The following is a 24,591-nucleotide window of genomic DNA, read 5'->3' as shown; positions in this document are numbered from 1 at the left end:
GGCTACGTTGGAGAGGCCTGGTATCTTCGTAGCCCGGCTGCTTGCAGCCGGGGAGGTTTTCACTTAACGTCCAGCATGGTTACATCGATATTCCCGGTTGCAAGCCACCGGGCTACGTTGGAGAGGCCTGGTATCTTCGTAGCCCGGCTGCTTGCAGCCGGGGAGGTTTTCACTCAACGTCCAGCATGGTTACATCGATATTCCCGGTTGCAAGCCACCGGGCTACGTTGGAGAGGCCTGGTATCTTCGTAGCCCGGCTGCTCGCAGCCGGGAGGGTTTCACTCAATGCCCAAGCACGGAATTGCACTAGTTACTACCCACTCTGATGTCTAGTGCAAAATTAACCGTCTCATTTTCTTTAACATCAATTGAATTGGCAAATAATCCGCCATTAGACGTTTTAATCCCTTTAAAACTGGCCTCGGATAAGGCATTTGAAGTCTGTTTTTCAATAAAGCGATTGTAGCGTTCTCTAAGATTTTTGAGTTTTTTTGCTGTTTCTAACTGGGAGGCTACCGTGTGTCCTGCCAGAATGGGAGTATGTATTTTTTCAATTGATTCTACAGGTGAGGTATAGTTTGGCGTAGCATCGCAGTAGCTTACGAGATTGGATGAGTTTTTATTGCCGTTAAAACCATAAAACCAACATCGCTTTATAAAGCGGATAATAGAAAAAAACCATGAGCTTAGGTAATTATTTAATTGAGACTCTACCTGGGCTTCAAGGTTAATTTTTTGCAACAGTTTTCCCAGCGATTTATCCGATTGAGACGTCATTAACAAGTCACAGCAGCGCTGAACCAGCGCGTATTTTTTCTGTAAACCAAAATGCTTTATTAAGTTTATTTCCAGTTGGGGGGATTGGGCTACGGTCTTTAAATGTTTATAGCTATAAAATTGAGCCATATGATGAAGAATAGTGCCATCCAGTAACAATGGATTTTCACTAAAAACCTCTTCTAAAGTAAAGAATAAACAAACACTAACGTTTCGCTCGGGAAATTTTGCCATAACTTGTGAAACAGCATGAAGCTTGGCTGGATCTTTTTGAAATTCCTTGGAGAAAAAATAATCTTTTACCAATTGAATCATGGGTTCAGTTTCACCGGAGTAATTCAACAAATAAGCACTAATAATGGGCAGGGTTGTCATAGAGCTACTCAGTGACCAACTTTCTTCATTAAGTTGCTTCCAGTCTACTAAAGCCTGATTTTCTTTAAGCAATTCTGTAATTTCTTCTGTTTTTTGGTGCTCGCCATCAAACCATCCTTTCATTTTCGAGATAATACCTGTGACAGTTTTTTTGACTTGTGGTGGTATATACTCTCGTGCAGCAATCGCATGCAGGTAAGAGCGCTCCATTACCTTGCCTGCCGTAGCAGTGTCAAATTTACCCTGGCTATTATAGAAAAGCTGTGTTTGTCCAAAATTAGCGCATCGAAATACCAGTTCGCTAATTAATTTTTTACCAATAGTATACTGTTTGTCTGGATTGTCTAATTGATGAAAATGCCGTTTCACAAATTGACTAAGCTGTTTTAATTCGGTGCCGGACCAGGACTGTTTTTCACTATAGCGAAGCTCTTGTTTTTGAAATATTTGTTGACGCTGTTTTGCCAGAATAAGAAGCAATAGACGATATTGAGCACTTTCAGCCCAATGTTTTTGTTCATTTACTGCTTTAATGAGCGGCATACAGTGGTGCTTATAAAAGAAACTGGTGAAACCATCAGCCAACTGACCTTCTACTTCTTTAATGGCTGTATTTTTTGATGCATTTAAAAAGACCTTCCATAGGATGTCTGCGTGTTCTTCTGAAGAAACAAGGGTAGTTAACAGGGCGTCGTAGCTTGTTTCTGTCCATTTTTTTTGTTCAAAACATCGTTCCTGCAATAATTGCAAAGATGCACCAAGTAGTTGAGGATGATTTTCTTCCTGTGCAAATTGTGCGAATAGTTGTAAGCCGTCTTTAAACCACGGCTTGTTATAATGATTCTGTAGGAAGTCTGCAAAAATTTTTTTACTATTTCCTTGCCTGAAAAATGCAAAAATTGGTTGTTGATGTTCTGGTTTAAATAAATCATGTCGTCTAGTCTCTTCATGCAAAATTGCTTCAAATAATTGCTCGGAATTTTCAATAAGCGCCGTGTTTTCCAATAAAGGAAAAAGCATGTCTGAAGAAAGATTTTTAACAATAATTTGTAAATTTTCTCGGGGAACAGGTTTTTTTGCTTCTGCCACATGAGTGCGAATCTGCAGCCCGAGCCAGGGATGTTTTTCTGTCTCACAATTCGAATAAAGCGCTTCTAAAGTATTCTCCGTAAAAATATCTGTCATTAGCAATTCAAGCGCTGCAGGTGATTTGGACAATTGATGGGTAGGAACTTTGGCAATAAGCAACGCACTTGTATTTTTTTGGAAAAGATTTTCTCTTTTCAGCTCTCCTGTCACTGTTAAAGTACCCATTAAGCAACGATGCTCATCATACAACGCTATACCAGGATAGATGCCTGGCAGATCCAGAAGCGAGCAGGGTGTATCATCCATGAAAGTCATTGCCTGATTTGCTTCATTAACAAAACCAATTTTTTCTCCTTCGGCGCTATAGATGGAGACGTTCGTTTTTCTGGTTAACTCGGTTTGTTCAAAATTTTTATAAGGCAAATAGCGTGTTAACCATTTTGATAAGGTGTCCTGAGCAACGTCAATGTCTCCTTTCTTACGTAGGGCGCGGCTTACTACAAAATCGGCGACTTTAAATAGAAAATCCGATCGTAAACTCATTAAGCTATTATTGTAATGTGCATAAAGCACGCTCAATGCTGCATCGGCCAGTTCCGGCTCATTTTTCTTTAAATCGGTACAATTATCTTCCAGTTGATTCAGTAAGGCTCTAATGCTGTCATCTGCACGGAAGCTTAAAAGACGCTCGCGTTTCTTTAAGAGGTGTTCCAGACGGTTGGGATCAGTCAATAGCGATTTTTCAACTTGACTTAACGTTTCTTGATGATGCTCATAAAAAGCTAATTTGGTTTTCAACCATTGATTTAAATGTTCAAATTCATCCTGTTTCAACGTTAAAGAAATAAAGCGGTAACGTTCAATAAGCGTCTGCATAACCGCAGGGGTACTGGCGGCTATAAATCGAGGCGATGTCAATAAACGTTGTATCCAAACACCATCTACGGTTAATAAGTTTAAATCGTTGCTGTTGCCGCCAAGAATATCAATAGCCATTCCCCTTAACTGCTGGTCTGCTAATATTGTTAAATCTTGCTGTCCTACCCGTGTTTTAATTTTATTTAAAACTTGGGGACTTGAGGATGATTGCAGTTGACATAATTGGGTTAAAAGATTTCTACAAGCTACGTCAAAAGCACTGTCATCACTATTTAAACCGGCCAAACAATAAGCTACCAGTTGCTCAACCGTTTCAGGAGGTATTTGGGAGAGGGCTTCGTTAGTATGCCTTGCCCCCATAGTATTCAATAAATGACTTAAACTGATAACAAATGCCCGACTTTCATCTGTTGGGGTTTGTTGTAAAACGGGACTGTAAGAGGCAACTAAAATAGTGACAGCAGCAGGACTTGGAATGCTCACATGTTCATCGATTATTTTGTTAAGATTTTCAAGTTTGGTACACGTGTTTCCTTCATTGATAAATAAGCCTGCTTTAAGGAGTTTAAATGATATAACTTTTGTGGAATAGGCCTCCAGTACTTCAAGCCGTTGTTGCAGCCACACGGATGATTCTTTGGGTAAGCACAAGCTATTTTGAACATGGAGTACTTTTAATGGTATCTGCTGCTGTTTGCCTGTCAAAACATAAGTGGCGATGCTTTTTAAATCCATTAATTGGGCATGGGTACAAAGTTGTATAAATTGGGCAAGCTTTTCTTCATCAGTTTCATAGAATGTGGTGAGCAAATCAGCAGTATTAAAATCCGACAAACTTAAAACCCGCAAATCAAGCATTAGGGGTGAAATTTTATCCCGTAAGTCTAAACATTCGTTAATTTGATTATCAACTTGAACCCAGTCTTCTTTTACTGTGGTTCTTAGTAAATCAGACATATTTTTTAATAAAAACACTTGTTCATTACTTGAGCCACAAGTCAAAATCCAATGGAACAGAAAACCCAGTAATTGTTCACGCTTAGGGTTCGCTAATATGCCAGAGATAATGCTTTGATCAAACTGTTCTAAGATTCGCTGAGTTTGCAACGCTTGGTGACATGTTGTATCAAATTCTTCTGGATGTGCTTTTGCGTTAAGTAATTGTCCCAGTGTAATTGTCGAGTTATCGAACAGTATTGTTTCTGCATAATCATTACTGTCTTTTTCAATGCGCTCGCAAATCAACTGGGTTTGTTGGCAAAGAGAATGAATTTCATTAGGAGAAAATATATGTTCAAATTCTTTAATAGCGGTTTTATATTTGGTTTTTAGTGAAGGAGTTTTTTTAAGGGATTTGAATGCAAGATAGGTTTGGGAGAAATTCAATTCCAATGTTTTCAAAAGCGGGACAAGTTTATCATTCAATAACAAGGGCTCTGCGCCAAGATGGAATAGAAATAAATGAGAGGCTATCTTGTCAAAGTCTGCTATCAAGTTTAGTAATGAATGATTAAGGGGAAGAACTTCCTCATTTTCGAAAAAAGGCAATAATTGTTGTGCTTGCTCGCGAAATTGATCGAAATGATTAATCAATGCGGCAAGCTTTAATCGTTGTTTTTTATTTTCCAAGTCATAAAGGGTGGTTAAAAATTGCAGATTTTGTTGTTGATTATTTGATGGCGGAACGGGGACGAAGAGTCCAGTAACCGGCAACTGCGATTGGAAATTTTTTTGCAACTTAGCAATGAGTTGCCTGGCATCAGGTGGACTGCATGCCGCAAGAAAAGAAGTGAGTGCTGGCTGGTTTTCAGTAATGCTCGTTATCTTATAATCCAGCGCAAACTCCATAAACAAATCGTACAGCAAACTATTAGGAATTAATGGATCATTTTGCCTATAGGTTGTAAAAATCTGCTGTACCCGTTGCTTTAATAAAAAATCCTCTTTATTTAATATCATTTTAATATATTTTTTAACTTGCGGATGATGGGCCACATTCAATAGGCTTTGTAGTTGTGCATTTGCCGGTAAATTACCCTTATTAAGCAATTGCAGTTCTTTATCAAGTTGAGTAAATAGTTGACTAACTTTATCTTGACTCACGGGTGCGGTGTTTAGCAATTTTTCAATAGTCAATACAATTAATGAGGGATTAAGACGCTGCTCACACAAGGAAAAAAGTGCTTGTCCTGATAAATTAGCCGCTAATTCTTTAAGAATCTCAGGTGGTAGAAGTGTCAATGGCGATTTTTGAAAGTGAACGGTAGCAACCGTTTCCAGTGCATTGATATCCTTGCTTGCTAAATCTTCCAGTAACTTATAATGAACTAAGTGCTCTGAAGCGTTTAACCGTAAAAAAATGGCAGGTTGGAGTAATCCTCGTGAAAGTAGTAGATGCAACGTTTTGCGGGTGCTTTCATCGAACTCTAGTGAATATAAGAGTGCAAAAAAATGAGGTGAATTTAATGAAAACAATAACACTATTAATTGAAGTTGTAAGGCATTGCGTTGCAGATAACGATCTTCTTCCTGTTGTAACTTTGCTAAATTTTCCAGCACCAATTTCTTAATTGCATGCAAAACCACTTCTTTACCAGTATCTGATAGCAATTTTGCAATACGTTGTAGTATTAAAATGTAGCAATCATTCCTTTGAAGAGAATATTGCTTCAGCATTTCAGAAAAAGAAGAGGTACTTGAGGTGTGCTGCAGCGTTCGTTGTAGCTCTTCATAACTATGGACTGGAGGATTTAATTCAAGAAAAGCCCTTATAAGTTCTTCCAGAATGGTTTCATTAGAAATGGCAGCTTCAGTAAATGTTTGTAAAACGGCTACCTGATTATTTTTTATAGCTTCATCAATCGCCGTTTGCCCATGAATATCTGGCAGGGGTAAAGCGCCTTTGGCAACTAAAAGAGAGACAAGTTCAACCTGACCTTTACTGGCTGCATGCGACAACAGTGTTTTTTGTTCCTGCCAACGACAATGGATCAAATCAGGCTGCTGTGTAAGTAAATCACAAGCCCAGGTTAAGTCATGGTGGGTTAAAGATGAGGTATTCTCTTGATAAATCCATTTATAAATGGGTGCGGCAAGCAAAAGATTGCTAACTTCCTCTTGGTTCGCTTCCTGGGCAATCTGCAGCATTCCCTTGGATGTCGAGTAAACGCAATGGTCAATAGGGGCATCGGGTTGTTCCACAAAAAAAGCAACGACTTCAGTGTTGTTGCTTTTTGCTGCCAGGTGCATTGGCGAATTAAATTGTGACACTGAAACCAAGCTGAGTAATGGTTTTAAAAGTGGTTCTCTATAAATTTTTTCTGCTACTCTCAGGGCTACTCTCTTATTATCAGTACGCTGAAAGGCAAGTTCCAAAGGGGTATGGTTTGAACCGTTAGTTCTGCGACAAGTTAATAATTTCTCGATATCAGCAGTAGAAAATTGCTGGAATAAAAGGGCTAAAAATTCTGATACGATTTTGTCGGATTGAAACTCAAAAATAGGATGCAATAAATTCGCACTACTACTGGTAAAATAACTACCCCCAAAGATTAGTCGATATAAATAATTGACATCATATTTATTAAGTAATCTTAAAACCGTAGAAGCTATTTGTTCCGGTGGATTCTCAGCAAAAAAATCAATTAACGCCTCGTAGGTAGGAGGAAAAGGGCTTGTTTTAAACAATTCAAATATTACATTTTTATCTAATTGATGGAGGGCTTCAATTAAGATAGATGAAGCCTTTTCATCTTTAAAATTAAGAACTTTGCGTAGAGTGGTAAAATCGTGGCTATAAATGTCACTTAAAAGACTCTTTATCATTTGTTTTTCGTTAAACGATTTTATTGTTTGTGCAAAGAATAGGCGACAGGGTGATGGTGCATAGTGCATAATCGTTTCCATTACCCATTCATTCGCTCTTGAGTCACTATGATGTTGATGAATATTAGATAATAAATTAGCAATTTCATCATTTGAGCATTTTAGTAAGGCATCTGTAACTTCTTGGCATACTGCTGTTGGGGCAAAAACAAAGACTGTATTTAACGGTAGGTGGTAGCTTAAGCCGTTAGCTAGCTGATAACTTGCTCTGTCAAAATTGGGGATAGGCCGGTCATAAGGATATTGCTTGGTAAATAATTGCGTTTGATCGTTTGCTTCCTCCAATAAATGAGAAAGGAGTATAGCTTTTAAATGAGGATTTTTTAGTTGTTCTATTGTCTTTTTAATTTCACTGACAATTTTGCTCATATAATGATCCTTATTATTAACAGCCTTTTCAATCCCTTAGGCAATGATCATTTTATCTAAAACATGAACACAGGCAAGATAAAACCAAAAAGATTACTGGGGCGCTACAAATAAAACACCTATTATAGCTTAATACTATGGTTTTATTAGAGAAAAGAAAGAACATCCTTTCTCCGGAGAAGGCGATTTATTTTCCTTTTGCCATAGGGAATCATAATTTTCTTGGAGTGGCTTAAGATCTGAAGAAGGGGGGGCGGCTAATGGTTCTATTTCTAGAGACTCAGTAAGTTGCTGGTAACTTTCTGACTTAGCGTTATATTCCCTTCCAAGGGTATAGTCTAGCCAACAATAGAGCGATAATGAACCCAGACTTATTCCTAATGTGGTCGAGATTATGAAGGTTACAAGGGCTGCGGGAGGGAAGAAAAGAGAGACGGTAGCTCCTATCGCCGGAACCAGGGTCATTACTGTACTTATCATAGCATATTGCATATAAGCTGTGTCAGTATGTGAAGATTTTTGATTAATTTTTTGCTTGTGGTATTCAGCAATACACCAAATAAGATTGCTGCCAAAGAATAGCCAGCTTGCTGGTACCAGCAACGCGGGCATAAAAATACCTCCGACACAGCAAAGAATGGCTAGTGCGCCAAGTATTGCTGCGATCCGGTGCTGATTCTTAACCTCAATAAATCCATACCAATGATTTTTTTGTTGAGGATAATCAGGATAGAGTTGGCAAGCTGCTAACCACAATGCATATCCAATGGAATAAAAAAACAAAGCCCCCAGATTGGACAGTGCGGCTAAAAATACAAAAGGAGAGTGTTGTAGCTGAGATACTACAAAACCCAAGAAGAAAAAAACACCACTTGCAGTATCAAGTCTTTCCGCAATCCTCACCAGCACACCTTTTTTGCTTAATAGGCGGTATCTTAATGAATTGCACTAAAAAATTCAAAAAGCTGGAGTGTATTGATTTAAAGTAATGGGGAGACTTATCCTGACTAAAAGCCCTCCTTTTTTTTGATTCATCGCATAAATATTGCCATGGTGTAATTTTACAGCTTGTTGGGCTATTGATAAGCCTAATCCATAACCACCTGTCTTCTTTTCTCTGGATGTGTCTACACGGTAAAAAGGATTAAAAATTCGTTCCAGTTGTTCTTCAGGAACACCTGGTCCGTTATCGGCTATATCAATATAGACGTGTGAATGGTCTTTATTAAAATATAAGGACACATCTACTTTGGGATTAGGTGCTGAATAACGTAGCGCGTTACGAATAATATTTTCAACAGCGCGGTGTATTAACCTCCCATCCAGAAATAATTTACAATCCTGTGTTTTTTGCAAAAAAACGCCAGGGCGATTGGCTGCTAACTCAAAATTAGCATCAGCAATAATTTGCTTTAGTAATGCGGGTATATCAATAAGTGTTCTATTTAAAGGCGTGGATGATTTTTCAAGCCTTGCAAATTCCAAAATTTCACCAATTAATGTATTAAGGCGTAAACACTCAACTTCCATGCGCGCAAATTCGACATCGGCTAAAGCATTGGCTTTTTTTCTTCCTAATTCAATGGCAATCTGCAAACGGGCAAGAGGGGAGCGTAACTCATGAGAGATATCCTGTAATAAACGTTCTTTTGAGTTCATAAGTGCTTCGAGTTGTTCAGCCATTCTGTCAAATTCACCACTTAATTCAGCGATTTCATCACGATGATGTCCTTTGATGCGACCCACGCGGGTACTCAATTGGCCTGTAGCAATTGATTTGGCAGCCATTCTTAATGAACGCAGAGGTTGGGTCAAATAGATAGACAATAAATAACAGATAAGTCCGCTTATAAAAATAGCAATCATTAAGCGAATTGTCAGTCCTGCCCAAGGTATTTCAACAAAATGAGCCAAAGGCTTCTCACTGACGGCGACGAGTCGATAAGCTCTGCCTGACGTGGAAAGTATTTCATGGCTAACAATAATATCGCCGAACTTTAATAAACCATCGTCCAGTTCTTCATCGACTAAATGATTAGAAATTTGTTTAACGACCTGAGGAGGTACTTGATTACCTATAATTTCACCTGTACTACTGAGTAAATACAGGGTCATCTTTCTGGACATACCAATTTGATTGAGCCATTTTTTTAAAGCACTATGTTGGCCTGATTCAAAAGTGGCTACTGCTGCATTGGCATAACTATCCATAAACACGCGTTCACGGGCTGGAATGGAGGACTTTTGTGCTATTTCACTCGTTACCCAGGCTGTAGTGATAATAATAAGAATAGTAGCTAACCAAAACGATAAAAAAATTTTCCAATACAAACTACGCATTAAACATATACCCAAAACCGCGAACGGTTTTTACTAGAGGTTCTCCCTCAGGATTATCTCCCAATTTATTGCGTAAATTACTAATGTGAACATCAATGCTACGATCATAAGCAGTGTATTTCCTACCCAAGGCATATTCGGTTAACTCTTCTTTTGAAAAGGCTTGACCGGGGGATTTAATCAACATTTCGAGAATATTAAATTCTGCATTGGTTAATTCCATGGGTTCGCCATGATGGGTGGCCATACGTTTAGAACAATCAACTACAATATCATGATGTTCTATAATCGGACGCTGGGTGGGTATTTTTTGGGTACGTCTTAAAATAGCGCGTAACCTGGCGACTAATTCACGAGGATTACAAGGTTTAGGCAAATAGTCATCAGCCCCAATTTCAAGACCTACGATACGATCAATATCATCCCCCCGTGCAGTTAGCATTAATACTGGGGTTTCCAGGTGCTCACGAATCGCTTTTAGTACTTCAAAACCATTTAGTTTTGGAAGCATGACATCTAAAATGATGGCATCAAATACTTGATTAAGTGCCTTTTTAACGGCACTTTCGCCATCATGGGCGCAGACTACATGAAAGCCTTCTGGTTCTAAATATTGTACTAACAGATCGGTAAGTTCAGTATCATCATCTACAATCAAGATGCTATTATTCATTTCCCAATTGTCCTCGGTTTTAAATCAGTTTGTTGATTATTATCTTGTCTATTTAAAAGAATTATATAGCTACCAATTTGTCTTTGGTGGGACGCTTGTCAAGACAACCTAATAGCTTAATTCGTCGAGCATCAGCATTGATTACTTTAAACTCAAATTGATCTATTGTAATGGTTTCTCCACGTTGTGGTAAATGTCCAAAATTTGTCATCACAATTCCGCCTATCGTGTCGTAACTCTCATCACTAAATTTAGCATGCAATTGTTCATTAAATTCTTCTATTGGTGTGTGGGCCTTAACAATATAATAAGAATCCCCGTGGGCTTTGATATAAGCCTCTTCGTCAATATCGAATTCATCTTCAATATCACCAATAATTTGCTCAATAATATCTTCAATAGTGACAAAACCACTGACAGCGCCGTATTCATCAACAACAATCGCCATATGATTTCTATTATTACGAAATTCGCTTAATAGTAAATCTAGACGCTTACTTTCTGGTACAAAAGTGGCTTGACGAATAATGTCGTGCAAGTCAAATTCCATTGTTTTATCGACTTGAAAACGTAATAAATCCTTGGCATGTAAAATGCCAATTATTTCATCTTTATGATCACCTGTGACAGGAAAGCGTGAATGACCTGAGCTGCTGACAATATCGATTATCATTTCCAACTCAAGATCTTGGGAAATGGAGGTCATTTGCTTTTTAGGGAGCATAATGTCACGAACGCGCATCTGGGAAAATTGAATAACACCTTCCATCATATTCAGTGTTTCAGAATCTATCAGTGCACGAATATGGGCATCTCGCAATAAATTAATCAATTCCTCTTTGTTTTGTGGTTCAACTTGCAAAAACTGCCTTAGGCGCATCAATAAAGAACCGTTATCATCCTCTTTGCTCAAAGTGTTTATCCTCTGTAGTATGATATGGATTAGCAAAACCTAATTGGACCAGTAACTTAACCTCCTGTTCCTGCATGACCCTTGCATCGGCCTCTTCAATATGATCATAGCCTAGTAAATGTAAAACCCCGTGGATAACTATATGTGCCCAATGAGCTATCAATGGCTTATCAAGTTCCATGCTTTCAGTTTTTAAAACGGCAGGACAAATGATTACATCCCCTAATAAAGGATAATCAAGTTTAATATTATCAGGAATAGTACTGGGAAAAGCGAGTACATTCGTTGCTTTATCCTGCTTTCTGTATAGGTGATTGAGTTGTTGGATTTCTTCTTTATCTACCACTCGTAAGGTTAATTCAGCGCTGTTCATATGCCCCATCAAGGGTAATTGTGCCCAGGTTATAAGGGAGTTTTCATCGACGGGTAGTTCGTCGTTACTAACCAGTTGTAAATCGATATGATAGCTCATTCTTTATTATCCTTGTTCATCCCTTCATAAGAGTCAATAATACGCGAAACTAATGGATGGCGAACTACCTCCCGGCTCGTAAAGTAATGAACACTAATTTCGGGAATGTCATGCAGTACTTTAACGGCATGGTTTAAACCTGATTCTGTTCCTTTGGGTAAATCAATTTGAGTAACATCTCCGGTAATCACTGTTTTTGAACCGAATCCCATACGGGTGAGAAACATTTTCATTTGAGCGACGGTTGTATTTTGTGCTTCGTCAAGAATAATAAAGGCTTCATTTAAAGTTCGCCCGCGCATGAATGCCAGGGGTAACACTTCTATTACATCCGTTTGAATCAGTTTTTGTGCTTCTTTAAAACCAATCATTTCATAAAGTGCATCATAAATAGGGCGTAAATAAGGCAGAACTTTTTCAACCAAATCCCCGGGTAAAAAACCTAACTTTTCACCTGCTTCAACGGCTGGTCTTACAAATACCAGCCGTTGGACTTCCCCTTTTTCAAAAGCCTCTATTGCTTTGGATACAGCCAGGTAAGTTTTTCCTGTACCGGCTGGACCAACAGCAAACGTAATATCATGCTTGCTGATACTATTTAAATAATCTGCTTGTTTAGCATTACGAGGTAAAATAGTTTTACGGTTTAATTTAATAGATTGTGACATAACAGTTTGTGGATCCTTATTTTCAAGAAACGAATTTACAGTTTCTGCCTGGATGGGTTTATCTGCTAATTTATGGAGTTGTTTTATTACCTGTTTTGCTTTTAATAATCCTGGGTGAGAATAACCAAATAATCTTACTTCATCGTGACCAATCTTGACGTTAATATTAAAAAATAGCTCAATCAGTTTAATATTTTCGTGAAAAGCACCACACAGGTTTGCTAATTGCTGTGAATTAAGGTGAGAATAATTTAGCGTTTCGTTTTGTAATTTACTGCTCAATGTCAATTTAAAATGAATGAATAGGTTCTATGTTAAAGAATAGTTCATAACTCTATGAGTGTGCAAGATTTACTACAAGGTAAACGCCCTTGCCCTAGGAGAGCCTTCAACATTGTCAGCAGCCATCCCATAGGGAGCTAATACCTCTTTAATATCTGAGAATGTCGGAGGTTTCTTTAAGGTAGGCAGAAGACGACCTTTATCATAAATATCCAGCACTTTTTGAAACCGTGTTAGCATGTCTGCGTCATCTGTCCAGGCGATAATTGGAACATGTTTATTAATCTGTAAAAGTTCTGCAGCAATATCAGGCCCGTTTTTTTGTGCCTTATTAGCTAACAAAAAAGATGGGGGGGCTAAATTACCGTCCAAAATAACAAGATCATAAGAAGATGTGTCGTCTTTGAAATAAGCAATCACTTCTTCGGCTGAACTAAAAGATTTTACGGAATAAGATAATTTGGTAAGCATCATTGACATTGTTTTTCGGAGCAATGGATTGTCATCAACTAAAACTATTTTCATACATTATGCGCACTATAAATAAATAGAGGGCTACGATAAGTGTAAGTGAATAAAAAATCAATATAAATTTAATTTCACCGTTGTGTATATCTCCTCATCCAGAATGCGGGGTAAGTTGCATGAGGAGCTCTTGCTAATAAAACCCGAATAAGATTGAGGGGATTTTTACTTCGTTCAGGTTCTTTGGACGCAAAGTAAGGTTTTCCTTTAGCTAAAAATTTGAACTATGCTTAATAGGTGTTTTCTTTGTTACAGGGTAAAATCATGAAAAAGTCTTCTAAAATATCCTCAAAAAAACAAAACAAACAAAAATTAAGAAGGGAACATTTAAAAGGAATTTCTGGTGGTAACAGCCAAGGATCTGCACAAGGAAGACTTGGACGTCCTCTTCCATGGCTTTCGGACAAAAAATAAACAACATGGGTTAAGGATACAGCGGATAGCTGTCAATTTTGTTTCTTTTGAAAAAAATTATTAGATATTTATAAATACAACTCTACAAGTAATAGAGTATACTATGAACAAATGAGTTGATTATTGTTTAATGCTGTTCTTACACTACCCTATCCATGATTGATCTACATTGTCACAGTACTTGTTCTGATGGTCTGCTAAGTCCGGCTGAACTGTTAAATAAGGCGGTTCAGTCCAATATTAAACTCCTTGCTTTAACAGATCATGATACTATAGCAGGCTTTCAAACCCTCCATAACTTAGCCAAAGCGCTTCCGATTCAAGTAATTAGTGGAATTGAATTTAGTGTAAGCTGGAAAAAATATGATATTCATATTATTGGCTTAAACATTAATCCTGATAATGAGTTACTTCAAACGTTGATTACACGTCAAAATCAAAGCAGAATCACTCGCGCTTTACAAATCGGTGAGCGCATGCAAAATTGTGGGATTAACGATGCCTATGCAAAAGCTTGCAAAATCGCAGGGCATGAACGTGTCGGTAGACCACATTTTGCACAATTAGTTGTCAATGAAGGTTTAGCACAAGATTTAAAAGCTGCCTTTAAGCGGTTTTTAGGCAGAGGAAGGCCGGCATATGTACGCACCTCCTGGCTAACACTGCCAGAAGCTATAGAAGGAATTATGCAAGCAGGTGGACAGGCTGTTTTGGCGCATCCATTAAAATATTCCTTAACACGTACTCGTTTGCAGGATCTGGTTGTAGCATTTAAAGAGGCGGGGGGCAATGCGCTTGAAGTTGTTTCAGGAGATGTCAATTTGACACAAATTCAGGAAGTGGCTGCCCTTTGTCAACGTTATCAACTCTATGCCTCGACGGGTTCTGATTATCATGGGGCGCCATTGTCGCGTATTTCTCTTGGAAGACAGCAGCAACTCCCGGTAAACTGTATGCCAATATGGCATCAATGGAACATTAACAGGGGGCTTTTATGAGTCAGTTCTTTGCAATTCATCCCGATAATCCACAGGCAAGACTGTTAAGAAAGGCCGCTACTATTGTTCAAGAAGGAGGCTTGATAGTCTATCCTACCGACTCCGGTTATGCGTTAGGATGTAAATTAGGAAACAAATCTGCCCTGGAACGAATTAGGCGCTTACGGCAATTGGATAAAAACCATAATATGACGCTGGTTTGTCGTGATTTGTCCCAATTAGGCACTTACGCCCGCGTTACCAATTCAATTTTTCGCTTGCTGAAGGCATTTACACCCGGTTCTTATACTTTTATTTTAAATGCGACGCATGAAGTTCCAAGGTTAATGCTTCATCCTCGTCGGAAAACGCTTGGATTAAGAGTGCCAGACAATAGTATTAGCTTAGCCTTACTGGAATGTTTGGAAGAACCTTTAATGAGTACGACGTTAATTTTACCTGGAGCAACAGCACCGTTGAGCGCGCCTGAGGCAATTAAAGATTTGTTAGGTAATCAAACCGATTTGATTATTGATGGTGGAAACTGCAGTCATGAACCAACAACTGTCGTTGATTTAACAGGGGACTATCCCGTAATTATTCGAGAGGGTAAGGGAGATCCTGAACCTTTTAAATGATTACTGGGAAAAAGGGTGTCCACTAGAATATTACTCTACACAGGACAAAATTTAAATCGCGTATTGCCAGCGCCAGCGAAGCAATCCACTTCGCTCTTTGAACAAAAATATGTTCTGGATTGCTTCACTGTGTTCGCAACGACGACATAAAAATTTGTCCTGTACTAAGTGATATGAAGTAAATAGATAGAATTTTAACAGCGTTTTAAGGATTTAGATGTCAGCTATATTTAGTGCAAGTAAACGTGTCGTATCAGGAATGCGGGCGAGTGGTCGTTTGCATTTGGGCCACTATCATGGTGTGCTTAAAAATTGGTTGAAGTTACAACATCAGTATGATTGTTATTTTTTCGTAGCTGATTGGCATGGTTTAACCACTCGCTATGATGAGCCTGGTTTTATTGAAAAAATTCTGTGGGATATGGTAATTGATTGGCTCGCTTGTGGCATTAACCCCAGTTTGTCTAAGGTATTTATTCAATCCTGGGTGCCGGAGCATGCAGAATTACATCTTTTGCTATCTATGATAACGCCTTTAGGTTGGTTGGAGCGTGTACCTACCTATAAGGACCAGCAAGATAAATTACACGATAAAGATTTATCCACTTATGGATTCCTGGGATATCCGCTGTTACAAAGTGCTGATGTTTTACTTTATAAAGCAGATTATGTTCCTGTTGGCGAAGATCAAGTTCCTCACATTGAGTTAACCCGTGAGATAGCCCGACGTTTCAATTTTATTTATGGGCGTGAGCCAAACTTTGAGTTATTGGCGCATGAAGCCATTAAAAAAATGGGTAAGAAAAACGGGAAACTATACAGTGAATTACGTCGTCAGTTCCAGCAGGATGGTTGTCACGAATCATTAAGTACAGCCAAGGCTTTACTTGCTAATCAGCACAATCTTTCCATTGGGGATAAAGAGCGATTGCTAGGGTTCCTTGATGGTTCCGGAAAAATTATACTTCCTGAACCGCAACCCATGTTAACTGAAACGTCAAAAATGCCGGGTATTGATGGACAAAAAATGTCGAAATCGTATAACAACACCATCAGTTTGAGAGAAGAGCCTGAGCAAGTAGAAAAGAAAATTTTGACAATGCCAACCGATCCGGCAAGGGTTAAACGAACTGATCCTGGTGAACCGGAAAAATGTCCTGTATGGCAATTGCATAAAATTTATTCCTCAGAATCGGTTAAAGAGTGGGTGCAAGTGGGCTGTCGTAGTGCAGGTATTGGCTGTATTGACTGTAAACGCCCCGTTGTTGAAGCAATTCAGCAGGAATTAAAACCAATACAAGCAGCTATTAAAGATTATGAATCTGATCTTGGCTCAGTAAAACGTATTGTAGCTGAAGGAAGTGAAGCTGCCCGAGAAGAAGCGAATAAAACGTTAAGTGATGTTCGTGAAGCCATGGGTTTGGATTATTAATGAGTGTTGAGTTAGCTGAGTCTCCTGCATCTGTAATAGCAATTGTGGCCGGGCAGCCCCTGACTGAAATGCCCGGTGATTTGTTTATTCCTCCTGATGCGCTTGAGGTTTTGCTTGATTCTTTCTCTGGCCCGCTTGACCTATTGCTTTATCTCATTCGTCGTCAGAATATTGATATTCTGGATATCCCCATCGCGCTTATTACCAAGCAGTACATGCACTATATTCAGCTTATGGAGCAACATCGGCTGGAGTTGGCAGCTGAATATTTATTAATGGCAGCAATGCTTGCCGAGATAAAGTCACGACTGCTATTACCTCCTGCACCGCAGACGGAAGAAGACATGGAAGAGGACCCGCGGGCAGTATTAGTGAGAAAATTACAAGCTTATGAGCAAATGAAGCATGCAGCAGTCTCAATTGATAATTTGCCTCGTTGTGAACGGGATGTATTTTGGTTTTCTATTCCTGCTGAAAAAATAGAAAGTACAGTGCTTCATCCTGATGTGGATTTGATGGTGTTAACAAAAATAATGCGCGATTTAATGAAACGCCAGAGTCATGCGGTAAATCATCAAATTACCCGCGAACCGTTGTCGGTTAGAGAGCGTATGGCTACTGTACTGGAGCGTTTGTCTGCGGAAAAAAATATCGTTTTTAACCAATTATTCAAACGTAATGAAGGGCGCATGGGTTTGGCTGTTACTCTATTGGCAATTTTAGAGTTGGCCAGACAGTCTTTAGTGCTTATTACCCAGGCTAGTGCCTTTACAACAATTCATTTACAGGTTGTAAATCATGAATAACGATGAGCTTAAACGAATTGTAGAAGCTTTACTCATGCATAGCAACGAACCCTTAAGTCTTGAGAAACTCCAGGCCGTTTTTGATGAATGGGAAAAACCAAGTATCGACCAGTTAAAAACTGCACTGTCGGAGTTGGGGAATGATTATGAAAACAGTGCTATCGAGTTAAAGTTATTGGCAAGTGGTTATTGTTTACAAACAAAGCCAAAATACAGTACCTGGATTAGCCGTTTATATACGGAAAAACCAGCTAAATATTCGCGTGCTTTGTTGGAAACATTGGCTATTATTGCTTACAGACAACCGGTCACTCGTGCTGATATTGAAGATATTCGTGGGGTAGCTGTCAGTAGCTCTATTTTGAAAACGATGATTGAAAGGGAATGGATTCGGGTAGCGGGGTATCGTGATGTCCCTGGCAAACCAGCAGTTTATGTAACTACCAAAACCTTTTTAAATTATTTTAATTTACAAAGTCTTAATGAACTGCCATCTTTACGTGAGATCACTGATTCCTTAGTGTCACCTGAACCAGTACCTGCTGAGCAACATTTAGAAGAGTGTATAGAAGAATGAAAGAACGATTACAAAAATTATTGAGTCAAGCCGGGTTTGGCTCTCGGCGGGAAATGGAGCGTTGGATAGAACAAGGATTCGTCCAATTAAATGGTGTTGTTGCTAAATTGGGTGATACAGCAGGTCCTCATGACAAACTCATGGTAAAAGGGCGATTAATACAAAATCCATTAAAACTACAAGAAAAGACCAGAATTTTAATGTACCACAAACCAATTGGCGAAATCTCTAGCAGGCAAGACCCAAAACACAGTAAAACGGTGTTTGACAATTTGCCGTATCTTAAACACGGCCGATGGGTTCAGGTTGGCCGTCTTGATATAAATACCTCAGGGTTATTAATTTTTACAAATGATGGGGAACTGGCAAATCGGTTAATGCATCCTAAATTTGGTTTGGAAAGAGAATATGCAGTACGGATTCATGGGCAAGTTTCTCAGGAAGCCATTAATGCAATGCTAAAAGGGGTTGAATTAGAGGATGGCCCCGCTCAGTTTAAAAAAATTGAATTTCGAGGTGGGGAAGGGGCTAATTCCTGGTATCACGTTACCCTAACGGAGGGAAGAAATAGGGAAGTCAGACGTTTATGGCAGTCTCAAGGGGTCGAAGTAAGTCGTTTAATTCGCATTCGTTATGGTAATCTGGCCATGCCCCGCTTTTTGGCTAGAGGGCAGTGTTTGGAATTATCTCCTAAAGAAGTTGAGCAGTTTCTAGGTTCACTAGACGCTAAGGATCAGACAAAGAAGCAACCTAAGCGTTAACAGAGCCTTTGATATTAATTTTCCTCTATTCCTTGGTTTATCTAAGGTAACAGCTTGGTTGTCGCTAAGGCAGACAACCAGACTACCTTTCTTGTACTTATAAAGCGCATTTTTTTGGTAATGCTGAGTTAAATAGTCTATATCTTAAAAATGTTTGTGATTAAGCGAGAATAATGAACCATCAGCAGTTAATTCGCCTTAGTCATGCCTTTGGTTATGAAAAATTTATTACCGCAGAAGGATTATGTCACGGTTTTTCCACGATGTGGGTACAAGCGGTTGCCAGTAATCAATTGCATGAATTTAATACTCGGTTAAATTTTCTTGATAAATTTGCGAACAATCCTGAAGCGCTTAAAAAGGAAGTGGATGAGGTCAGGACTTATGTAAAAAACAACCCTTCACAACCTTTGAGTGAAGAACAAAAAAAGCTTCTTGAAATTCCTGCATTTTTTGAGGGAGTTGCCGCTTATCTTAATCCTCTGGTTGCTGCAGAAGCATTTGAGAAAAACCTGCAACAGACATCAACAGTGCCAGTTTCAACTTATCTTCAATCTAAAGAGCTTGAAAAAAAGGGTGGATTAGTTCGAGCCTTTCATGCTACCAACCAATACACCTTGGGGAAATTAACTGCCCACCTTAATGCAGTGAGCCAACAATTAAATGGGAAAACAGAGACTGCCATTCTTTTTTCGGCGAATAATCACACCGTAGCTGCCCGTGTGGTTGGGGAAAATCAATTTGAACTCATTGATACTAATTATCTAAGTGACTATGGAAAAATTTTTAGTAGTAAGCAGCTTGCCGAAAAGTTAAATAATGATAGCTTCTGGAATAAAATGCCTTGGCATAGCAGGTTTACAGGAGGCAAAGAATTAGTCCTAACAACCGATATTTTTACTAATCCTTCAAAAAAATTATTGCTTGAACCCCTGCAGGTAAAAAATTTCTCATCGAGTTTAACTCCGGATAAAGCAGGTAGAACGCTGATGCACCATGCGATAATCCACAACGATATTGATGCCTTAAAGAAAATGGACTTTACAAAAATTGATGTCAATCAGACTGATGCAGGAAGACTTACACCTTTGGAGATTGCTTGTTTTCATGGGTCAGAAGAGGCTGTTGATTTCCTATTAAATAATCCTGAAGCCTCTGCTAAATTGAATGCCAATAAGTTCATTGCTCATCCATTCCTTATGGCTGCGCAAAGTCAGAATTTTGCTCTAATTGACAAGCTTTCGAGTCACCCCCGTTTTGGTGCCGCCCTGGAAGCGTCGTTTGACATGCCATACTTTAATCTAGCAGTAGCGGGTACGAATGATAGTGATGCTGCAGTCGCTTTTTTTAATCAATTAATCGCTACTAAAAAAGAGAGTATTAACGACGTTGATAAAGCAAATTTTACTGCGCTGTTTCATGCTTGTACTGCTGGCAATGAAACAATGGTTGATTTGCTCCTTAAAAATGGTGCTGACCTGAATGAAGGAATTTCACCTCTAATTGGTGCTGCATTAAGTGGAAAAGAGAATTTGCTAAAAACACTTCTTGATAGAGGAGTGAATTGTAACCAAGTAAATTTTACTAAACGTAGTGCCTTGCATATGGCTGCTTTTAAAGGCAATGTTGCCATGGTGGATCTCTTGCTTGAGCGTTCGGCAGATTGCAATTTAAGATCTACCGATGGAGTTACCCCTTTAATCAGTGCTTGCCAAGGTGGCCATACTAATTTAATTCCTAAATTATTACCTAAAACCGATTTATCAATGAATGATATTCAAGAAAATTCATTATTATCACTATTCATTCGTCATAAATGTGAGCCCGATGTTCAAACCATGTTCCTTAAAAAAGCTTTGGAAACCTACATCAATCATCGCGATAAAGAAGCAGATTATCACAGCCGCCTTAAGCTTGGTTTTTCAAAGGATGATAAAAAAGAGGCTGCCCAAGCGTTACTTGATAACCTGAATGGGAAAAGGGTGAGTTTGCGTGAGTATCATGGTGCATTAAGTAATGGACGTCTTTTTTCTTTATATGATCTATATAATGGCATTGAGGAAAAACGTCAGTGTTCTTCCTCGGCTACGATGGTAGATAAAATGGGTAAACCCGTAAAATCTTCCATGGAAATTACATCACCAGAGAAGCGACAACAAGAAGAGACACTGCCCACTGAAACAAACGAGGAAAAACCAGATTTGAAACGGGCTCCGCCACCTCCTACCCCACTTAAATCCACGCCTTTTTAGAGTTTAAATAGGATGTTGATAATTTGATCCTACTGTTTCTGGATTTGGAATCATTATTTATTCTAAAGATTTATCATTAATACCACCAATAATTACCCGCGTTCCTTTAATACCACCGCCGGGAATATCAACAAACTCTTCATTGAGCCAGCGTGCGTCTTCAGTAAAAAGACGTATACAACCATGACTAGCACGATAGCCTGGTACTTCTTCACTACCATGAAGCGCATAGCCACGGAAAAAGTGCATGCAAAATGGCATTTCAGCACCGCCGTGGTTTCCATCAGAACGTCTAGGGAAAGCAGTAGAGACGCAATCAATATCTTGTTTTCGAATAATTCGATACGAACCAGTAGGCGTAGAACAGCCTCCTACGACCCGACATTGATCAATTCCTGAAGAAATTGGACCCCACCATAAAAGTTCCCCATCTTCATCGTAAGCCCCCCAGGCCAGTTTTTCCTGACTGACATAAATCGTTTTTTCCCCATCCGATTCAATGTAACGAGGGAAAGGGGAAACGTCATAAATGGTAATACGATCAAGGTTTTTGGGAATTGCAATGGTTATTCCTGGACGAAGACGAATATTCATGCGGTTAATTCGTTTGATGATATCTCTAGCTTCACTATTAGGGAACAAATTACTCCAGGTTTGACCTGATTTAATTTGGATGCAGAAAAAATCGGGATGGTTGCATAAAGTTTCTCCGTAACGTGTATACGACCAGGCAGTGGTAACTGTCGTCATCATTATTATTATAATTAAGCTTCTCATGATGATTCCAATTTTTAGTACTGGTGATCTTTTTAACGGCACATCGCAAAAAAACTTTATTTAAATTTTCAACTTGAAAGGCGATTATTAAAAGTAAAGACCCTAGGCAAATACCTAGGGTCTAGTTAGGGATTAAATAGTTAAACTGGAGGTGGGGGTCCTCTACCCACTAATCCCATTATCAATAGAACAACAAAGATAACCAGGAATATGAAAAACAACACTTTTGCTATACCGGCTGCTGCTGAAGCTATACCACCAAATCCAAAAGCAGCTGCAATGAGTGCAATAATTAAGAAAGTTAATGCCCATCCTAACATGCTTCCTCCTTACGCTATCCATAACGATTGAAGTATCCATACTTTTTGAGTGTTATACTCCTACTTTGAGCGATTTTTTTTAACTCCTTCGCTAAAACATAAGCTTAAAAAATAGCCCTTCATTTTCTAATTTTAGACCTTTGAACCTTTTTTTGACAAATACTCCTCACTCTAAACGCAGTCAAATATAAAAAAACAGGGTAAAAAATACATAATTTTCAAAAGACTAACTTAATTTCGATTAAAAATGTTTATTTACAGTACGTAATGTCAGAGGTTTCGAATGATATATTACCCTCGATTTTCAATAGGGCATTCAGGGCAAGTAAAAGTAGAATATCCTTCTGATAAGGTTGATAAAGCTATTCAGGAGCGATGAATGGACTTATTCGGTGCTGGAGTGTAAATAATTGATTGGCGCAATAGGGGATACGAAAGCAGCAAATTAGAATACTTAAACTTTAAATTGGGTTATTTCTATGAAGGGCATCGGGCCATTGTCGATTGTTGGGCTACATTAATCTTCTCTTGCAGGGACAAGGAGCTTTTGAAGAATTAAAATCAAAAGTCGAAGCAAAAAAACCTGAAAATGCAGCATTTGATAAAAAAGGACTTACTCAATTTAAGAAATTATCGTTGGTCAGATGGGACAGGCAGACTGCCAAAATGTGGGTGGTCCATTATTCCTAAGGACCAACTGACCGATGAAAAAGCATGGTTAGACGAACAAATCTATTGTCGGGTCGGTGCTTCAGATGCCTTACGGCAAAGTGAAATCACAGCCTTTAAAAGGTATTCATTTTCGAGCAGAGCAAGTTTGAATCAATCAGAAGGTTCTTTTTTAGACTAGATTGCCTGAGATAAAAATAAGTTTCTAAAAATACTTGAACGTCAAGACTGTTTTTTTAGAATTTATTTGTTAATATGTCTGTCCGCAGTTACGTTTTTTATTCTCACCACATCTTGTGGATATTTATCTTAAATTTTAGCATTAATTTCTCAATACATTCTTTCAATATTAATTAAACTCCTTTGCTGGCAAGGACTCTTATTCTTGATACAAGAACAATTCTTCCATTGATTTATCCACAAAATCTGTGGATAAATCTGTGCATAGCTTGTCAAACATTATATAAAGTTAATAGTTAGAATTGTGTTTATAAATCATCCCAAGTATGGCGACTCGAACAATTATAATCCTTATTATTGAGCCAATTGATTATGAAGAGCGACATGGTCACTATCCATCAAGTTTTAATTTTATATTGTTTCAGGGCAGATCCAATTAACCCATGGAATTGTGAGAATTGTAATGGGATTTATCCAACTCATTAATTTTTTTCTGCGAACTTGATGAGTATTCTGCAAAGAATCTCTTAACTTAAAGCAATCAAAGTACTGTTCTATTTGGCTTTAAATTAGTTCAAAACTATTGAGAAGGAAATAATTACTTAAAAGCTACCATAAAAAATTGTATGGTAGCGAAGGTAGGTTAGAAAGGACGTTGTCCTATATCACAAAGAGAATATTGCATTGCTCGTTCGCATGGAGCATTATCTACGCCATAGTGTATTTCTAGTTCTCCAATGTTTTGAGAAGTTAATACCATTAAATCATTTTGTTTTACAAATTCATTAATGTCATTAATGCCAGTTTTCCATAAGTTCTTCAATACTGAATTGGGAGCTAAAGAATCGATAGTCTTTTGTTCAAAATAGTCAAATAATAAAGAAAACTCAGAGAAAGCCAATTTTAATTTCTGAATAACCAGAAGTATTTGTTCCTTCTCTAAGTACATTGTATTCCCCTCCCAAATAATGAGGGTGGGTAACTGAAAATCAATATTCGAAGAGGTTAATATTTGTATAAAATCTTCTTTAGTGTAATCAGCTCTTAAGTAAGTAGCATTTTTGTCGAGTCCATGACCTTTAAATATGTTCTCTTTCTCATCTAAAATTTCAGCTTTATCAATTTCCCAGAATCTTACTTGAGCATATTTAGGCGCATTTTTTTTATCCTTTTGATTTTCTATATTTTTTTTATAAGCTCTTATATCAAATCCGGCTCCTAATATAATAACTTGTTGGTAATTGTTTTCTTTTATATATTTTTCATATTGTTTATTAATCCATCTTTCGCGAGAGCTAACTGTTTTAATCTGCTTAATGTCTGGCCTTTTTTCGGCATTATTTATATCTTCCTCATTTAAAAAGAGTCGAGCAGACTCATTATGTGCAAGAGGCGTTTGGCGATTACCATAACTCATTTTTTGCCAAAATGAAGGCTGAGAAGTAACATATTTGACGGCCATAACAGGCTTCGCTGTTTTACTTACTTCTATCTTAGTTTGCATTGAATCTCCTTTTAACTATTGATTAAAAAACCTCTCT

At 38.3% G+C, this 24,591-nt stretch carries 21 protein-coding genes; 10 read left to right on the top strand and 11 right to left on the bottom strand.

What is annotated here, in order from left to right:
• A partial coding sequence (locus Ljam_RS15470; RefSeq protein ID WP_238583693.1) for a hypothetical protein occupies positions 1-252 on the top strand: 252 nt, incomplete at its 5' end.
• Positions 253-306: 54 nt separating this feature from the next.
• Here the strand turns inward: Ljam_RS15470 and Ljam_RS04495 are convergent.
• From Ljam_RS04495 to Ljam_RS04460, 8 genes are all read right to left on the bottom strand, one after another.
• On the bottom strand, positions 307-7,374 hold the full coding sequence (locus tag Ljam_RS04495; RefSeq protein WP_058448931.1) for an ankyrin repeat domain-containing protein: 7,068 nt from the start codon (positions 7,372-7,374) through the stop codon (positions 307-309).
• 135 nt (positions 7,375-7,509) lie between these two features.
• Positions 7,510-8,277: a hypothetical protein gene (locus Ljam_RS04490; protein WP_058448930.1), complete on the bottom strand. Its 768-nt coding sequence runs from the start codon at positions 8,275-8,277 to the stop codon at positions 7,510-7,512.
• Positions 8,278-8,331: 54 nt separating this feature from the next.
• A complete protein-coding gene (gene cpxA, locus Ljam_RS04485) occupies positions 8,332-9,714 on the bottom strand; it encodes a two-component system sensor histidine kinase CpxA (RefSeq protein ID WP_058448929.1) in 1,383 nt (460 codons plus the stop codon).
• Positions 9,707-10,387 (bottom strand): two-component system response regulator CpxR, encoded by a 681-nt coding sequence (gene cpxR, locus Ljam_RS04480; RefSeq protein WP_058448928.1) that lies wholly within the window; start codon positions 10,385-10,387, stop codon positions 9,707-9,709. The genes cpxA and cpxR overlap by 8 nt, the downstream gene beginning before the upstream one ends.
• Positions 10,388-10,448: 61 nt before the next feature.
• Positions 10,449-11,267, bottom strand: a complete 819-nt coding sequence (locus tag Ljam_RS04475; protein WP_420795603.1) for an HlyC/CorC family transporter — start codon at positions 11,265-11,267, stop codon at positions 10,449-10,451.
• A 16-nt stretch (positions 11,268-11,283) separates the two neighbouring features.
• Complete coding sequence (ybeY, locus tag Ljam_RS04470; protein ID WP_058448926.1) at positions 11,284-11,772, bottom strand: rRNA maturation RNase YbeY; 489 nt, start codon at positions 11,770-11,772, stop codon at positions 11,284-11,286.
• On the bottom strand, positions 11,769-12,722 hold the full coding sequence (locus tag Ljam_RS04465; protein ID WP_058448925.1) for a PhoH family protein: 954 nt from the start codon (positions 12,720-12,722) through the stop codon (positions 11,769-11,771). The genes ybeY and Ljam_RS04465 overlap by 4 nt, the downstream gene beginning before the upstream one ends.
• Before the next feature lie 72 nt (positions 12,723-12,794).
• On the bottom strand, positions 12,795-13,247 hold the full coding sequence (locus Ljam_RS04460) for a response regulator (protein WP_058448924.1): 453 nt from the start codon (positions 13,245-13,247) through the stop codon (positions 12,795-12,797).
• A gap of 264 nt (positions 13,248-13,511) precedes the next feature.
• Here Ljam_RS04460 and Ljam_RS15135 point away from each other — a divergent pair, with 264 nt between their 5' ends.
• From Ljam_RS15135 to Ljam_RS04425, 8 genes are all read left to right on the top strand, one after another.
• Positions 13,512-13,661, top strand: coding sequence for a hypothetical protein (locus tag Ljam_RS15135; protein ID WP_156411912.1), 150 nt, complete (start codon positions 13,512-13,514; stop codon positions 13,659-13,661).
• A 155-nt stretch (positions 13,662-13,816) separates the two neighbouring features.
• Complete coding sequence (locus Ljam_RS04455; RefSeq protein WP_058448923.1) at positions 13,817-14,659, top strand: PHP domain-containing protein; 843 nt, start codon at positions 13,817-13,819, stop codon at positions 14,657-14,659.
• The gene (locus tag Ljam_RS04450; RefSeq protein WP_058448922.1) at positions 14,656-15,276 is read left to right on the top strand and encodes an L-threonylcarbamoyladenylate synthase; all 621 of its coding nucleotides are present in this window, start codon (positions 14,656-14,658) and stop codon (positions 15,274-15,276) included. The genes Ljam_RS04455 and Ljam_RS04450 overlap by 4 nt, the downstream gene beginning before the upstream one ends.
• 217 nt (positions 15,277-15,493) lie before the next feature.
• The gene (locus tag Ljam_RS04445; protein WP_058448921.1) at positions 15,494-16,708 is read left to right on the top strand and encodes a tryptophan--tRNA ligase; all 1,215 of its coding nucleotides are present in this window, start codon (positions 15,494-15,496) and stop codon (positions 16,706-16,708) included.
• The gene (locus Ljam_RS04440) at positions 16,708-17,514 is read left to right on the top strand and encodes a segregation and condensation protein A (protein ID WP_058448920.1); all 807 of its coding nucleotides are present in this window, start codon (positions 16,708-16,710) and stop codon (positions 17,512-17,514) included. The genes Ljam_RS04445 and Ljam_RS04440 overlap by 1 nt, the downstream gene beginning before the upstream one ends.
• Complete coding sequence (gene scpB / locus Ljam_RS04435) at positions 17,507-18,091, top strand: SMC-Scp complex subunit ScpB (protein ID WP_058448919.1); 585 nt, start codon at positions 17,507-17,509, stop codon at positions 18,089-18,091. The genes Ljam_RS04440 and scpB overlap by 8 nt, the downstream gene beginning before the upstream one ends.
• Positions 18,088-18,852 (top strand): 23S rRNA pseudouridine(2605) synthase RluB, encoded by a 765-nt coding sequence (rluB, locus tag Ljam_RS04430; protein ID WP_058448918.1) that lies wholly within the window; start codon positions 18,088-18,090, stop codon positions 18,850-18,852. The genes scpB and rluB overlap by 4 nt, the downstream gene beginning before the upstream one ends.
• 173 nt (positions 18,853-19,025) lie before the next feature.
• Complete coding sequence (locus Ljam_RS04425) at positions 19,026-21,104, top strand: ankyrin repeat domain-containing protein (protein ID WP_058448917.1); 2,079 nt, start codon at positions 19,026-19,028, stop codon at positions 21,102-21,104.
• 57 nt (positions 21,105-21,161) lie between these two features.
• Here the strand turns inward: Ljam_RS04425 and Ljam_RS04420 are convergent, their stop codons facing one another.
• Entirely contained in the window at positions 21,162-21,881 is a 720-nt protein-coding gene (locus Ljam_RS04420) for a L,D-transpeptidase (RefSeq protein WP_058448916.1), read from the bottom strand.
• A 140-nt stretch (positions 21,882-22,021) separates the two neighbouring features.
• Complete coding sequence (locus Ljam_RS04415; RefSeq protein ID WP_058448915.1) at positions 22,022-22,201, bottom strand: DUF1328 domain-containing protein; 180 nt, start codon at positions 22,199-22,201, stop codon at positions 22,022-22,024.
• A gap of 589 nt (positions 22,202-22,790) precedes the next feature.
• Here Ljam_RS04415 and Ljam_RS14890 point away from each other — a divergent pair.
• Positions 22,791-23,051, top strand: coding sequence for a hypothetical protein (locus tag Ljam_RS14890; protein ID WP_074881773.1), 261 nt, complete (start codon positions 22,791-22,793; stop codon positions 23,049-23,051).
• Positions 23,052-23,693: 642 nt separating this feature from the next.
• Here the strand turns inward: Ljam_RS14890 and Ljam_RS04405 are convergent.
• Entirely contained in the window at positions 23,694-24,554 is an 861-nt protein-coding gene (locus Ljam_RS04405) for a class I SAM-dependent methyltransferase (RefSeq protein WP_058448913.1), read from the bottom strand.
• Between the last annotated feature and the right edge of the window lie 37 nt (positions 24,555-24,591).

Source organism: Legionella jamestowniensis (assembly GCF_001467745.1).
Taxonomy (GTDB): domain Bacteria; phylum Pseudomonadota; class Gammaproteobacteria; order Legionellales; family Legionellaceae; genus Tatlockia; species Tatlockia jamestowniensis.
This window is presented reverse-complemented; position numbering and strand designations above follow the sequence as displayed.